The sequence below is a fragment of the Ancylobacter sp. TS-1 genome (assembly GCF_009223885.1).
GTDB lineage: Bacteria > Pseudomonadota > Alphaproteobacteria > Rhizobiales > Xanthobacteraceae > Ancylobacter.
Window position 1 is genome coordinate 1,522,118 of record NZ_CP045144.1, and the last position, 14,328, is coordinate 1,536,445.

General features: G+C 67.6%; 12 protein-coding genes. 10 read left to right on the forward strand and 2 right to left on the reverse strand.

Translation table 11 applies throughout. The features are described from left to right. Nucleotide 1: 1 nt before the first annotated feature. On the forward strand, nt 2-1,309 hold the full coding sequence (locus GBB76_RS07350) for a TRAP transporter large permease (protein ID WP_152302700.1): 1,308 nt from the start codon (nt 2-4) through the stop codon (nt 1,307-1,309). Between the two features lie 167 nt (nt 1,310-1,476). Here the strand turns inward: GBB76_RS07350 and GBB76_RS07355 are convergent, their stop codons facing one another. Beyond that, a complete protein-coding gene (locus GBB76_RS07355; protein WP_152302701.1) occupies nt 1,477-4,452 on the reverse strand; it encodes an FAD-binding and (Fe-S)-binding domain-containing protein in 2,976 nt (991 codons plus the stop codon). A gap of 182 nt (nt 4,453-4,634) precedes the next feature. On the opposite strand from GBB76_RS07355, the gene GBB76_RS07360 reads away from it, so the two are divergent. Beyond that, nucleotides 4,635-5,840, forward strand: coding sequence for an alanine--glyoxylate aminotransferase family protein (locus GBB76_RS07360; RefSeq protein WP_152302702.1), 1,206 nt, complete (start codon nt 4,635-4,637; stop codon nt 5,838-5,840). Nucleotides 5,841-5,946: 106 nt separating this feature from the next. Further along, nucleotides 5,947-6,633 carry a GntR family transcriptional regulator gene (locus GBB76_RS07365; RefSeq protein WP_152302703.1) on the forward strand — a complete coding sequence of 229 codons (687 nt, stop codon included), beginning with the start codon at nt 5,947-5,949 and terminating at the stop codon, nt 6,631-6,633. 126 nt (nt 6,634-6,759) lie between these two features. Here the strand turns inward: GBB76_RS07365 and GBB76_RS07370 are convergent, their stop codons facing one another. After that, nucleotides 6,760-7,359 (reverse strand): FMN-dependent NADH-azoreductase, encoded by a 600-nt coding sequence (locus GBB76_RS07370; protein ID WP_152302704.1) that lies wholly within the window; start codon nt 7,357-7,359, stop codon nt 6,760-6,762. Nucleotides 7,360-7,422: 63 nt separating this feature from the next. Here GBB76_RS07370 and GBB76_RS07375 point away from each other — a divergent pair, with 63 nt between their 5' ends. From GBB76_RS07375 to GBB76_RS07405, 7 genes are all read left to right on the forward strand, one after another. Beyond that, nucleotides 7,423-7,875, forward strand: coding sequence for a helix-turn-helix domain-containing protein (locus GBB76_RS07375; RefSeq protein WP_152302705.1), 453 nt, complete (start codon nt 7,423-7,425; stop codon nt 7,873-7,875). Between the two features lie 254 nt (nt 7,876-8,129). Further along, nucleotides 8,130-9,134, forward strand: a complete 1,005-nt coding sequence (locus tag GBB76_RS07380) for a tripartite tricarboxylate transporter substrate binding protein (RefSeq protein WP_246669070.1) — start codon at nt 8,130-8,132, stop codon at nt 9,132-9,134. 106 nt (nt 9,135-9,240) lie between these two features. Beyond that, the gene (locus tag GBB76_RS07385) at nt 9,241-9,723 is read left to right on the forward strand and encodes a tripartite tricarboxylate transporter TctB family protein (RefSeq protein ID WP_152302707.1); all 483 of its coding nucleotides are present in this window, start codon (nt 9,241-9,243) and stop codon (nt 9,721-9,723) included. A 39-nt stretch (nt 9,724-9,762) separates the two neighbouring features. Continuing rightward, nucleotides 9,763-11,298, forward strand: a complete 1,536-nt coding sequence (locus GBB76_RS07390; protein WP_152302708.1) for a tripartite tricarboxylate transporter permease — start codon at nt 9,763-9,765, stop codon at nt 11,296-11,298. Nucleotides 11,299-11,381: 83 nt separating this feature from the next. Continuing rightward, the gene (locus GBB76_RS07395; RefSeq protein ID WP_152302709.1) at nt 11,382-12,122 is read left to right on the forward strand and encodes a GntR family transcriptional regulator; all 741 of its coding nucleotides are present in this window, start codon (nt 11,382-11,384) and stop codon (nt 12,120-12,122) included. Between the two features lie 92 nt (nt 12,123-12,214). Further along, entirely contained in the window at nt 12,215-13,486 is a 1,272-nt protein-coding gene (locus GBB76_RS07400; RefSeq protein WP_152302710.1) for a CaiB/BaiF CoA-transferase family protein, read from the forward strand. Then, the gene (locus GBB76_RS07405) at nt 13,483-14,292 is read left to right on the forward strand and encodes an enoyl-CoA hydratase/isomerase family protein (protein ID WP_152302711.1); all 810 of its coding nucleotides are present in this window, start codon (nt 13,483-13,485) and stop codon (nt 14,290-14,292) included. The genes GBB76_RS07400 and GBB76_RS07405 overlap by 4 nt, the downstream gene beginning before the upstream one ends. The last annotated feature ends 36 nt before the right edge of the window (nt 14,293-14,328 follow it).

The following is a 14,328-nucleotide window of genomic DNA, read 5'->3' on the forward strand; positions in this document are numbered from 1 at the left end:
GATGGGTCTTATGTTCATCGGCCTGTTCGGCATGGTGCTGCTGAACGTGCCGATCGCCGTGGCTCTCGGCATGGTGGCGGTGATCGCCATCTGGGCGACGCAGGGCGCCGACATGCTGCCGAACGTGGCGCTGGTCATGTTCGAGGGCGCCACCAACTTCCCGCTGCTGGCGATCCCGCTCTTCATCCTCGCTGGCGGCATCATGAACTCGTCGTCGATCTCGCGGCGGCTGATCAACCTCGCCTCCGCCATGCTCGGCTTCGTGCGCGGCGGCCTCGCCATGGTGACGATCGGCTCCTCGATGTTCTTCGCCGAGATTTCCGGCTCGGCGGTCGCCGGCGTCGCCGCGCTCGGCTCGCTGCTGATCCCGGCCATGAAGAGCCGCGGCTACAGCAAGGAATTCGCCGCGGCGATCTCCTCCTCTTCGGCGAGCCTGGCGATCATCCTGCCGCCGTCCATCCCCATGATCCTCTACGCGGTCATGGCGCAGGTCTCGGTGGTGAAGATGTTCATCTCCGGCCTGCTTCCCGGCCTGCTGGGCGGCGCGGGACTGGCGCTGGCGAGCTGGTACTACGCGGTGAAGAACGACTTCCCCGTCGAACAGCGCTTCGCCTGGAGCCGGCTGGTGACGGCCTTCCGTGAGGCCCTGTGGGCGCTCATGCTGCCGGTCGTCATCCTCGGCGGCATCTTCGGCGGCTTCGTCACCGCCACCGAAGGCGCGGCCGTGGCCGTGTGCGCGGCGCTATTCATCTCGGTCATCGTCTATCGCGAGCTCGACTTCAGGGCCCTTTACCGGGCGCTCGTCGACGGCGCGCTGCAGACGGCGGTGGTCATGCTGCTGGTCGCCTCCTCGGCGCTGGTCGGCGTGTTCCTGACCGAAAGCCGGGTGCCGCAGGCTCTCGCCAGCTCCATCGCCGAGCTGACGACCAACCCCTACCTCGTCCTGCTGCTGCTGAACGTGCTCTTCCTCATCCTGGGCATGTTCCTGCATTCGGCGGCGGCGATCATCCTCACCGTTCCGATCGTCCTGCCCCTGATCCAGCAGGTGGGCATCGACCCGGTGCATTTCGGACTGGTGCTGACGCTGAACCTCGCCATCGGCCAGCAGACCCCGCCCGTGGCCTCGGTGCTCATCGCCGCCTGCTCGATCGCCAAATCGGACATCTGGCAGACGACCAAGGCCAATGTCGGCTTCCTGTTCGTGCTGCTGATGGTGCTGATGATCTGCACCTATGTGCCGTGGTTCGCGCTGGCGCCGACCCAGTGGTTCTATGGCGACCCCTCGATCGGCGCCATGCCGGTGAACTGACCGGCCCGACCATCCGCGCAACTCCCGCCTCCTCGGCCCCGGCCGGGGAGGCTTTTCTTTGCCGGCGCCGCCGGGCGCAATACGGCACCGTTAAAAGACAAAGGCGCCCGAGCCGGCAAGCTCGAGCGCCTGAATATCCGCAGCGATAAACGGGGAAGCGCCGTCCCCTATTCTGCCGCTTCCAGCCGGCGCGCCGGCTGGCGGCTGCGGGCGGCCGCCGCGCTGCGTGCCAGCACCTGCACGACATGGATGGCGTCGCGGTCGGCGCCGTCATGGATCTGGTGACGGCAGGAGGTGCCGTCGGCGACCACCAGCGTGCCGGGCTCGGCCTTGCGCACCGCTGGCAGCAGCGAGAGTTCCGCCATGGCCAGCGAGGTGTCGATGGTCTCGGCGTGGTAGCCGAAGGCCCCCGCCATGCCGCAGCAGCTCGATTCGACCGTCTCGACATGCAGCCCCGGCACGAGGCGCAGCGCCTTCTCCACCGCGCCCATGGCGCCGAAGGACTTCTGGTGGCAGTGGCCGTGCAGCAGCGCCTTCTCGGCGACCGGCGCCAGCGGCAGGTCGAAGCGCCCGGCGTCGATCTCGCGGGCGATGAATTCCTCGATCAGCAGCGCATGGGCGGAGAGCTTCTGCGTCCCCTCCCCCGGCAGCATGGAGGGCAGCTCGTCGCGGAAGGCGAGCAAACAGCTCGGCTCCAGCCCCACCACCGGCACGCCGCGCGCGACGAAGGGGGCGTAGGTCTCCACCACGCGGCGCGCCTCGGCCCTCGCCTCGTCGACGAGGCCGGCGGACAGGAAGGTGCGCCCGCAGCACAATGCCCGCCGGCTCCCATCCACCGGACGCGGCATGTGCACGCGGTAGCCGGCCGAGGTGAGCACGTCGAGCGCGGCGACCACGTTCTCCTTCTCGAACCAGCGGTTGAAGGTGTCGGCGAACAGCACCACCTCGCGCCCGTCCGCCGGACCGAAGGCGACGTCATCCTCGCGGAAGGCATCGGCGCGCCAGCGCGGCAGGGTGCGGCGGGCGGAGAACTGCGCCACGATCTCGGAGAACTTGGCCGCGCCCGGCAGGCTGTCGCGCAGGTTCAGCAGCCACGGCACCCTCGCCGCGAGGCAGGCATAGCGCGGCATGTAGGCGACGAGCCGCTGGTGCAGGGTGATGCCCTTCGCCTTCGCCCGCGCCGCCAGCGCCTCGATCTTCATCTTGGCCATGTCGACGCCGGTGGGGCATTCGCGCCGGCAGCCCTTGCAGGAGACGCACAGCTTCAGCGTCTCCATCATCTCGTCGGAGGCGAGCGCATCGGGGCCGAGCCGGCCGGAAATGGCGAGGCGCAGCGTATTTGCCCGCCCGCGCGTCACATCCTTCTCGTCGCGGGTGACGCGATAGCTCGGGCACATGACGCCGCCCACCGCCTTGCGGCAGGCGCCGTTGTTGTTGCACATCTCGATGGCGCCCTGCAGGCCGCCGCCCTCGCCGGAATAGCCGGTCCAGTCGAGCGCCGCCCGGATCGGCTCCACCTTGTAGTCCGGCGCGTAGCGGAACAGGCTGCGGTCGTCGAATTTGGGGGCGCGCACGATCTTGCCGGGATTGTAGAGCCCATTCGGATCGAAGCGGTCCTTCACCTCCTCGAAGGCGCGCACGAGGCGCGAGCCGAACATCGGCTCGTGGAACTCCGAGCGCACGATGCCGTCGCCATGCTCGCCGGAATGCGAGCCCTTGTACTCACGCACCATGGCGAAGGCTTCCTCGGCGATGGCGCGCATCGCCTTCACGTCCTTCTCAAGGCGCAGGTTCAGCACCGGGCGCACATGCAGGCACCCTTCGGAGGCGTGCGCGTACCAGGTGCCGCGCGTGCCGTTCTTCTCGAACACTTCCGTCAGCCGCGCCGTGTAGTCGGCGAGGTGCGGCAGCGGCACGGCGCAGTCCTCGACGAAGGAGACGGGTTTGCCCGCCTGCTTCATCGACATCATGATGTTGAGGCCGGAGGTGCGCACATCGGCAATGGCGGCCTGCAAGCCCGCCTCGCGCACGGCGACGACGCCGCCCCACCGCGCGCCCTCGCGGTCCCAGCCGAAGCCGAGATCGCCCATCGTGTCTTCAAGAAGCTTCAGCCGGCGCTCGTTCTCCGCCTCGTCCTCGGCGAACTCGACGAGGAGGATCGCCTCCGGCGTGCCGCGCACGAACTGGCGCAGCGTCGCCTGGAACATCGGAATCTCGCTCGCCAGCGCCAGCAGCGTCGAATCCACCAGCTCGACGGCAATGGGCTTGAGCTTCACCAGATGCTGGGCGGCATCCATCGCCTGATAGAAGCTGCCGAAATGGCAGGCGCCGACCACCTTCTTGCCGATCAGCGGCCAGAGCTTCAGCTCGATGCGGGTGGAATAGGCGAGCGTGCCCTCCGAGCCGACGAGGATATGGGCGAGGTTATAACCCCGCTCATTGGGCACCAGCGCATCGAGATTGTAGCCGCCGACGCGGCGCTGGACGCTGGGGAATCGTGCGGCCACCTCACCGGCCTCGCGGGCGCCGAGGTCGAGCAGGTCGCGGGCGAGCGGGGCCAGTGGCGAATCGAGGGGCAGGCCGGAAAGGTTGTGGTCCACCTGGCCGAAATGCGCCTTGGTGCCGTCGGCCAGCATGGCGTCGATGGACAGCACATTGTCGCGCATCGTGCCGTAGCGCAGCGAGCGCCCGCCACAGCTATTGTTGCCGGCCATGCCGCCGATGGTGGCGCGCGAGGCGGTCGACACGTCGACCGGGTACCAGAGCCCGTGCTTCTTCAGCGCCCGGTTCAGGTCGTCGAGCACGATGCCCGGCTCGACCACGCAGCGCCGGCCCTCGACGTCGAGTTCCAGAATGCGGTTGAGGTGCTTGGAGCCGTCGATGACGAGCGAATCGTTGATGGTCTGGCCGCATTGCGAGGTGCCGCCACCGCGCGGCGTGACCGGGATGCCCTCCACGCGGGCGAGCGCGATGGCGCGTTCGGCCTCCTCGGCGGTACGCGGCACGACAACGCCGAGCGGCATGATCTGGTAGAACGAGGCGTCCGTGGCGTAGCGGCCGCGATTGAAGCGGTCGAACCACACATCTCCCGAGACTTCCGCCTTCAGACGCCGCTCCAGTCCGGGCGTCAGCCGTGCCGCCATGATGCTCTCACTCCCATGCGCCCATCTGTGCGGGACCGCGAGCGGCCCCCATGGACTTGACCGCATTTTGCATTCATAATTCATTTATGCAAGATGGAACGCGCCGGGAGCGCGTATCCCCGGCCTTGCCGTCGATCAAAGGCGCGCGCGTCAACCGGCGCCGACCAAGGGAGAGAACACAGATGTCCAGTAATGCCGCCCGGGTCGCGGGTCGTCATTTCCTGCAGATTCCGGGTCCCACCCCGGTGCCCGACCGCATCCTGCGCGCGATGGACATGCCGACCATCGACCACCGCGGCCCCGAGTTCCAGAAGCTCGGCAAGCGCGTTCTGGAAGGCATGAAGAGCGTCTTCAAGACCGCCAGCCCGGTCATCATCTACCCGGCCTCCGGCACCGGCGCGTGGGAAGCCGCGCTCGCCAACGTGCTCTCGCCCGGCGACAAGGTGCTGATGTTCGAAACCGGCCATTTCGCCACGCTGTGGAAGAACATGGCCATCAAGCTCGGCCTGCATCCCGAGTTCATCGCCTCCGACTGGCGCATCGGCGCCGATGCCGACGCCATCGAGGCGCGGCTGCGCGAGGACAAGAACCACGAGTTCAAGGCGGTCTGCGTGGTCCATAACGAGACCTCGACCGGCTGCATCTCGCGCATCGCCGAGGTGCGCAAGGCGATCGACAATGCCGGCCATCCCGCGCTGCTGCTCGTCGACACCATCTCCTCGCTGGCCTCGATCGACTACCGCCACGACGAATGGGGCGTCGACGTCACCGTTTCCGGCTCGCAGAAGGGCCTGATGCTGCCGCCGGGCCTGTCCTTCAACGCCATCTCCGACAAGGCGCTGGCGGCGGCGAAGAAGTCCTCCATGCCCAAGCTGTTCTGGTCGTGGGAGGAGATGCTGCCCCATAACGAGAAGGGCTTCTTCCCCTACACGCCCGGCACCAACCTGCTCTACGGCCTCGCCGAAGCCATCGACATGCTGCACGAGGAAGGGCTCGACAACGTCTTCGCCCGCCACGACCGCCACGCCGAGGCGACCCGCCGCGCCGTGCGCGCCTGGGGCCTGGAAGTGCTCTGCCGCGACCCGAAGTACTATTCGTCCTCGCTCACCGCCGTGCTGATGCCGGAAGGCCATGACGCCGACGCCTTCCGCGAGAAGACGCTGAACCATTTCGACATGTCGCTCGGCACCGGCCTCACCAAGCTGTCGGGCCGGGTGTTCCGCATCGGCCATCTCGGCGACACCAACGACCTGACCATTCTGGGCGCCCTCGCCGGCGTCGAGATGGGCCTGTCGGTCGCCGGCGTCCCGCACCGCAAGGGCGGCACGCAGGCCGCGATGGACTACCTCGCCGACTGCGCCTCGAACCCGATACGCGCCGCCGCGTGAGCGGATCGGCCCGGCCGGCTTGCGAAATCCGCCGGCCGGGTCAATTTAGGGGTCCTTGTGACCTTTCATGCCGCGCCTCGCGCGCGGCCTCCGGGAGACCCGCCGCATGGCGATGTCGGATACGGCCATTATTCCGCGACGCAGCCTGCACGACGAGCTGGCCGCGCAGCTGCGCGACATGCTCATGCGCGGCGATCTCAAGGCCGGCGACAAGATCTCCGAACAGGCGCTGTGCCAGCGCTTCGGCGTCTCGCGCACCCCGCTGCGCGAGGCGCTGAAGGTTCTCGCCAATGAGGGCCTGCTGATTCTCTCGCCCAATCGCGGGGCGAGCGTGGCGCGCGTCTCGCCCGAAGAGGTGGACGAGTTGTTCCCGATCATGGGGGCGCTTGAGGCGGTGGCGGGCGAGACTGCCTGCGCCCGTGCCACCGACGCCGACGTCGCCGCCGTCCAGGCCATGCATGACGAGATGCTGGTGTATTACCGGGCCGGCGACCCGGCCGCCTATCTCAGGCTCAACCGGGCCATCCACGAGAAATTCTTCGACATCGCCGGCAACCACGCGCTGGCGCAGCTCTACCAGACCCTCATGGTGCGCATCCACGCGGTGCGCTTCATCGCCCAGAAGTCCAGCGACCGCTGGCGCGAGGCGGTGGACGATCATGAGGAGATGATGGCCGCGCTCAGGGCCCGCGACGGCGCGCGGCTCGGCGCCATCCTCAAGCTGCACCTGCGGCACAAGGCGGCGATGGTGCACGAATCGCTCGACCCGCCGGACGTCCGCGCCGCCGAGTAGGTGGGCCGCGTTCAGACAGAACGTCATCCCGGCCGAAGCGCAGCGCAGAGCCGGGATCGCTCACCGTCTCCGATGCGATCCCGGATCGGCCTCCGGCCGTCCGGGATGACGCTCCATGAATACCCCTCACGCCGCCTTCAGTTCACCCGCGCTCTTCAGCGCCCCTTCCAGCGCCGCCTCGCGCTGGCCCGCCGCGATGCCGTCAGCGACGATGAATTCCGGCGCGATGCCGATGAAGCCGAACACCCAGCGCAGATAAGTCTCCGCATGCTCGGCAGCGGCGGCGAAGCCGGGATCGGCATAGTTCCCCCCACGCGCCAGCGCCACGATCACCCGCTTGTTGCCGGCCAGCCCCGACACCGCGCCGTTGGCGCCATAGGCGAAGGTCTTGCCCGGCACGAGGATGCGGTCGACCCAGGCGCGAAGCTGCGTCGGCACCGAGAAATTGTACATGGGCGCGCCGATCACCACGATGTCGGCGGCAAGGAAGGCGTCGAGCGCCTGCTGGCTGGCGACGTCACCCTTGCCGCCCGACAGCGGATGGTCGGCCGGCATGCTGGCCGGCGTGGCGTGCGGCAGCGGATCGGCCGCGAGGTCGCGATAGACCACCCTCAGCGCCGGGTCGGCCTGCGTCAGGCGCGCAACGATGGCGGCGCTGACCTGACGGCTGACCGAATGGCCGCCGAGGATGGAGGAATCGAGATGGAGGAGCGTCGCATTTGACATGGGGGAACCTTCATTGCCACGGTTACGAATTGTGACCTGGACTAATTAGGTGCCTGCCCCCATATGCCGCAAGAACGCACAATTCTCATACCGAGGCACACGGAAGTGACTGAGGAACATCAACATTTCCAGAACGAAAGCTGCCGTGGCGTCAGCCGTGTTCTGGCCCGCATCGGCGACAAATGGAGCGTGCTGATCGTCATGATGCTGGCCGACGGCCCGCGCCGCTTCAACGAGATCAAGCGCATGATCGACGGCATCTCGCAGCGCATGCTCACCCTCACCCTGCGCGGGCTGGAGCGCGACGGCCTCGTCTCGCGCACCGTCTATCCCACCATCCCCCCGCGCGTGGATTACGAGCTGACACCGCTCGGCCATTCGTTGCGCGAGCCGGTGATGGCGCTTGGGCAATGGGCACAGGCGCACCTGTCGCAGATCGCCCAGGCCCAGGCCCGCTTCGACAGCGCCATCGCCGGCGAAACGCCCCTCGCGCCGGTGCGCCGGACGGGTTCGTGAGAGCTCCGCCCGTGCCCAGCGCGACCGCCGGTGCGTGCGGGCACCAGCTATCCCACGTCGCAACCCATTAATTCTATTAGCTCTTCAGGAGATCGAAATCGGCTTCCCCACAGGCGGATGACGCGCTTGCATCGCGTCATCAAAATCGCATCTATAATTATTGATGTGAAATGATTGATGCGTTAGCGTGCCGCCAACCGCGAGGCTGGGAACGTTTCCCGCCCGCTCAAGAATTCTCACTAGGGAGGACGTTCGTGCCCAACTATGCCCTTACTGCGTTTGCGCTCACGCTCACGGTGGCCCTTCCCGGCGCCGCTCTTGCCGACTGGCAGCCGAACCGCCCGGTCGAGTTCGTGGCGGCGGCCGGTCCCGGCGGCGGCACCGACACCTTCGCCCGCGTGGTCCAGTCCGCGCTGAGCAAGAACGAGTTGCTGACCACGCCGATCATCGTCGCCAACAAGTCCGGCGGCTCGGGCGCGGAGACCTTCATCTACGCCAAGTCGAACAAGGGCGACCCCTACAAGCTCTATTTCGGCACCCAGGACGCCTATGTCCTGCCGCTCGCCAACAAGCTTTCCTACAGCCTCAAGGACCTTACCCCGGTCGCGGCGCTGGTGTTCGACCCCTTCATCCTGTGGGTGAACCCCAAGACCTCGGGCATCGAGGACGTGAAGGGCTTCATCGCCAAGGCGAAGGAAAACCCCGGCCAGATCAAGCTCGGCGGTGCCAAGGCCAAGGAAGCCGACGAGACGCTGATGACCCTCATCGAGCGCGCCACCGGCACCGACCTCACCTACATCCCCTACAAGTCGGGCAGCGAGGCGGCGATCCAGGTCGCGGGCGGCCACATCACCGCCAACGTCAACAACCCGAGCGAGAGCGTCGAGCAGTGGAAGGCCGGCGTGCAGAAGCCGCTCTGCGTGTTCGAGAGCGAGCGCCTCGCCGACAAGACCGTCATCGCCGACGGCAAGTCGTGGAACGACGTCCCGACCTGCGTGGAAGCCGGCATCGACGTGAAGACCTTCGCCCAACCCCGCACCGTGTGGGCGGCGGCGGACATCCCGCCGGAGGCGCTGGCCTATTATGTCGAGCTGCTGACCAAGGTCGTCGGCACCCCGGAGTTCAAGGGCTATGAGGAACGCGGCGCGCAGATCCCGCGCATGCTGACCGGCGACGCCTTCAAGGACTTCATCGCCAAGCACGAGGCGACCTACGCCGAGATCTACAAGACCAATGGCTGGCTGAAGGCCGCGCAGTAGCCCGAGCTGCGGCCGACGGCCGAGGGGGCGGCGCGCCGCCCCCTCACCCCCGAACCCAAACCACGACCTGAAGCGGGCGCCACCGGCGCCGGCCCGGAGCGACGTCATGGACATCTCGCGCAACACCATGGAGATCGCGACCGCCTGCGCGACCGCCGCCGCCGGCGGCGTCGTGTGCTACGGCGCGACGCTCAACGGCATCACCTGGAACGACGGCGGCCCGGAGCCGGGCTATTTCCCGTTCTACATCGGCTGCCTCATCATCTTCGGCAGCCTCGTCACCATCGGCCAGACCGTGCTGCGCCGCGCCACGGTGTCCGATGTCTTCATCGACGGGGAGCGCCTGCGCACCGTCCTCGCCTTCTTCCTGCCGATCGTGGCGCTGACGCTCGTCTCCGCCTGGCTCGGCCTCTACATCGGCATGGCGCTCTACATTTTCTACGCCATGCGGGTCTCCGCCGGCTTCCGCAACCCGGCCTCGCTGTTCACCGCCGCTGTGGTGGTCGCGGTCAATTTCGTCATCTTCGAGAAGATCTTCATGGTCCCGCTGCTGAAGGGCCCGATCCTCGAATATTTCGGCATCTACTGAAAAACGAAGAAGAAAAAGAGCAAGGGAGCGCACGCGGCCATGGGTAATTTCGGTCAGTTGATGGACGGCTTCGCCGTCGCCCTCACCGCCCATCACGTGATGATCATGGTGGTGGGCGTCCTGCTCGGCCTCGTCGTCGGCGTGCTGCCGGGCCTCGGCGCACCCAATGGCGTGTCGCTGCTGCTGCCGCTGACCTTCACCATGGACCCGATCTCGGCGATCATCCTGCTGACCTCGATGTACTGGGGCGCGCTGTTCGGCGGCTCGACCACCTCGATCCTGTTCAACATCCCCGGTGAGCCCTCCTCCGTCGCCACCACCTTCGACGGCTACCCGATGGCCAAGCAGGGCCAGGCGGTACGCGCGCTCACCCTCGCCTTCACCTCGGCCGGCATCGGCGCGCTCACCGGCGTCATCGTCATCACGCTGCTGTCGAGCTGGGTCGCCAATTTCGCCATGCGCTTCGGCGCGGCCGAGTATTTCGCCGTCTATTTCATGGCCTTCGCCAGCTTCATCGGCATGGCCGGCGGCTCGCCCTTCAAGACGCTGGTGTCGATGATGCTCGGCTTCGCCGTCGCGACCGTCGGCATCGACACCATCTCCGGCGAGAGCCGCCTGACCTTCGAGTTCGACGAGCTGATCGGCGGCATCTCCTTCCTCATCGCGGTCATCGGCCTGTTCGGCCTCGGCGAACTGCTGCTGACCATGGAGGAAGGGCTGAAATTCGAGGGCGTGCGCGCCAAGCTCGACATCCGCACCATCGCCCGCACCGTCGCCGAAGTGCCGCGCTACTGGGTCACGCTGGTGCGCAGCGCGCTGATCGGCTGCTGGATGGGCATCACCCCCGGCGGGCCGACCGCCGCCTCCTTCATGAGCTACGCGCTGGGCCGGCGTTTCTCGAAGCGCGGCAAGAACTTCGGCCGGGGCGAGCCGGAAGGCATCGTCGCGCCCGAGACCGCCGACCATTCGGCCGGCTCCTGCGCCCTGCTGCCCATGCTGGCGCTCGGCATTCCCGGCTCCGCTACCGCGGCGGTGATGATGGGCGGGCTGATGATCTGGGGTCTTTCGCCCGGGCCGATGCTGTTCTCCACCCGCCCGGATTTCGTCTGGGGCCTCATCGCCTCCATGTATATGGGCAACCTCATCGCCGTCGTGCTGGTGCTGGCGACGGTGCCGCTGTTCGCCGTCATCCTGCGCGCGCCCTTCACCGTGGTCGGGCCGATCATCACCATCGTCTGCGTCATTGGCGCTTATACAGTTGCCAACCACGTCTTCGACATCTGGCTGGCGCTGGGCTTCGGCATCGTCGGCTACGTGTTCAAGAAGCTCGACTACCCGCTCGCGCCCTTCGTGCTCGCCATGGTGCTCGGCGACAAGGCGGAGGATGCGTTCCGGCAGGCCATGCTGACCTCGGACGGTTCGCCGGCGATCTTCTTCGCCAATCCGCTCGTCGCCACCATGATGGGGCTCGGCATCTTTCTGCTGTGCCTGCCGCTGATCTCCGCCGTCTTCAAGGGCGGATTCTTCGGCCGCGCCGGAGCGGGAGATGCCGGGGCGCAGGGGAGGTCGGCGTGATCGTCTTCCCGGCGCCGGTGTTTCCCGGCTATCCTTCGGACAGGAAACGTCCAGGCTCGCAGAAGCCGCCAAGGAAACAACGAATGCCGTCCGCTCCGATCGTCCGACACTCTCTCCACGAATCGCTCGTGGCGCCCCTGCGGGAAATGATCCTGCAGGGCGAATTGCGGCCCGGCGAGAAGGTGCCGGAGGAACAGCTCTGCGAGCGCTTCGGCGTCTCCCGCACGCCGATCCGCGAGGCGCTGAAGGTGCTCGCCGCCGAGGGCGTGCTGCAGATCCTGCCGCATCGCGGCGCCATCGTCGCCCGCATCACCGAAGAACAGATCGAGGAGCTTTTCCCGATCATGGCCTCGCTGGAACGGCTCGCCGGCATCCTCGCCTGCACCCGCGCCAGCGACGTCGAGATCGCCCGCGTGCGCGCCCTGCACGACCGGATGATGGAGCATTTCGAGAAGGGCGAGGAGGCCGAGTACCTGCGCCATAACCGGCTGATCCACGAATCCTTCTTCGAGATCACCGGCAATGCGACGCTCTCGGCGTTCTACCAGCAGATCCTCACCCGCATCCATGCCTGCCGCTTCGTGGTGCGCAAGAGCCGCGAGCACTGGGCGGCGGCGGTGATCGAGCACAAGGCCATGATCGAGGCGCTGGAAGCGCGCGACGGGCCCCGCCTCGGGAACCTGCTGGAAGTCCACGTGATGGGCACCACCTCCGGCATCGCCCGCGCCTTCATCCAGCGCACCGGCATGGAGGCGCCGGCTGCGCCGGCCGAGGACCGCACTCCGGCGCGCGGCCGCAAGGCCGGCAGCCCGCTGACCGCCTGAGCGCCGCCCGTTTCGGCGGGATGCGGTGTGAAACACGTAATTATTGATTGTGCATTCGGGCCAAGCCCGGAATTCTGAAAGGGTCGAAACCGATGAGCGACGTTCTTGACCATGCGCGGGAGACGCCCGCCACGCCGCAGCGCGAGGGCGACACGGCCACGGCCGCCCGCCCGCTTCCCCTCGCCGGAGTGCGCGTGCTCGACGTCAGCCAGGTGATGGCCGGTCCCTATAGCTGCATGCTGCTCGGCGACCTCGGCGCCGACGTCATCAAGATCGAGCCCCCGGGCACCGGCGACCAGACCCGCGGCGCCATGGGCTTCAAGATGAAGGGCCCCGACTCGATGGGCTTCCTCAACATGAACCGCAACAAGCGGTCGGTGGCCGTGAACCTCAAGAGCGAGGCCGGCCGCGAGCTGTTCTACGAGCTGGTGAAGAGCGCCGACATCCTGGTCGAGAACTACCGGCCCGGCGTGATGAAGAAGCTGAAATGCGACTATGAGACCGTGCGCCAGTACAATCCGCGCCTCGTCTACGCGTCCATTTCCGGCTTCGGCCAGTCCGGCCCCTGGGCCGGCCGCCCGGGCTTCGACCTGATGGCGCAGGCCATGTCCGGCGTGATGAGCGTCACCGGCCATCCCGGCGGTCCGCCGGTCAAGGCGGGCGTGCCGGTCGCCGACATCGGCTGCGGCCTGTTCGCCACCTATGCCGCGCTCGCCGCCTATATCGGTGCCAAGGCCACCGGCGAGGGCCAGTATATCGACGCCTCGCTGTTCGAGGCGGCGCTGGCCTTCTCGGTGTGGGACATCTCCGAATATTGGGGTCGCGGCACCCAGCCGATCCCGCTCGGCACCGCCAACCGCATGAGCGCGCCCTATCAGGCGGTGAAGTCCAAGGACGGCTATTTCGTCATGGGCGCCACCAACCAGAAGCTCTGGCTGCAGCTCTGCGAGACGCTGGATCGTGCCGACCTTGTCGACGATCCGCGGTTCAAGACCAACCCGGACCGCCTCGCCAACCGCGAAGTGCTGATCGAGGAGCTGGAGAAGAGCTTCGTCACCCGCACCTCCGACGAATGGGTGGAGGCGCTGCTCGCCGTCGGCATCCCGGCCGGCACCATGTACACCTATCCCGAAGCCTTCGAGAGCGAGCACGGCCGCCACCGCCAGATGCGCATGGAGATCGTCCACCCGAACGAGGGCAAGGTCTCGAACATCGGCTTCCCGGTGAAGCTGACCGGCACGCCGCAGCAGGTGCGCCTGCACCCGCCGCTGCTCGGCCAGCACACCGAGGAAGTGCTGAAGGAGATCGGCCTCGACAAGGCCGCCGTCGAGGAACTCACCGCGCGCGGAGCCTTTGCGCCATGAACGTCGCCGCCACTGCCGCCGATCTGAAGCCGGAGGCGGACCAGGGCACGGTTCGCTTCACCGTGGAGGGCGCGGTCGCCCATCTCGTCTTCGACCGCCCCTCGGCCCGCAACGCCATGACCTGGCGGATGTATGAGGAGCTCGCCGGGGCCTGCGCGCGCATCGCCGCCGATCCCTCGATCCGCGTCGCCGTGCTGCGCGGCGCCGGCGGCAAGGCCTTCGTGGCCGGGACGGATATCGAGCAGTTCCGGGCCTTTTCCTCGGGCCAGGACGGCATCGCCTATGAGGAGAAGGTCGAGCACTATGTGAGCCGGCTGGAAAACCTCGCCATCCCCACCATCGCGGTGGTGGAAGGCTGGGCGGTCGGCGGCGGCATGGCGCTCGCCAATGCCTGCGACTTCCGCCTCGCCACGCCCGGCGCGCGCTTCGGCGTGCCGATCGCCCGCACGCTCGGCAACTGCCTCTCCGCCTCCAACGTACAGCGCCTCGTCGCCACGCTGGGCGCCAGCGTCGTCAAGCGCATGCTGCTGCTGGCCGAGACGCCGAAGGCCGAGGAACTGCCGGCGGGCTACGTCACCATCGTGCCGCCCGAAGAACTCGCTGCCCGCCTCGCGGACATCACGACCCGCCTCGTCTCGCACGCGCCGATCACGCTCGCCGTCACCAAGGAGATGCTGCGCCGCCTCGCCCACGACCCGCACGCGCCCGACGCGGATCTGGTGCGCAGGACCTATGGCAGCGCCGATTTCCGCGAAGGCGTCGACGCCTTTCTCGCCAAGCGCCCCCCGCAGTGGCGCGGCGAGTGACACCCTCCCCCTCGAGGAGCAACTGAAAAAGCCGGC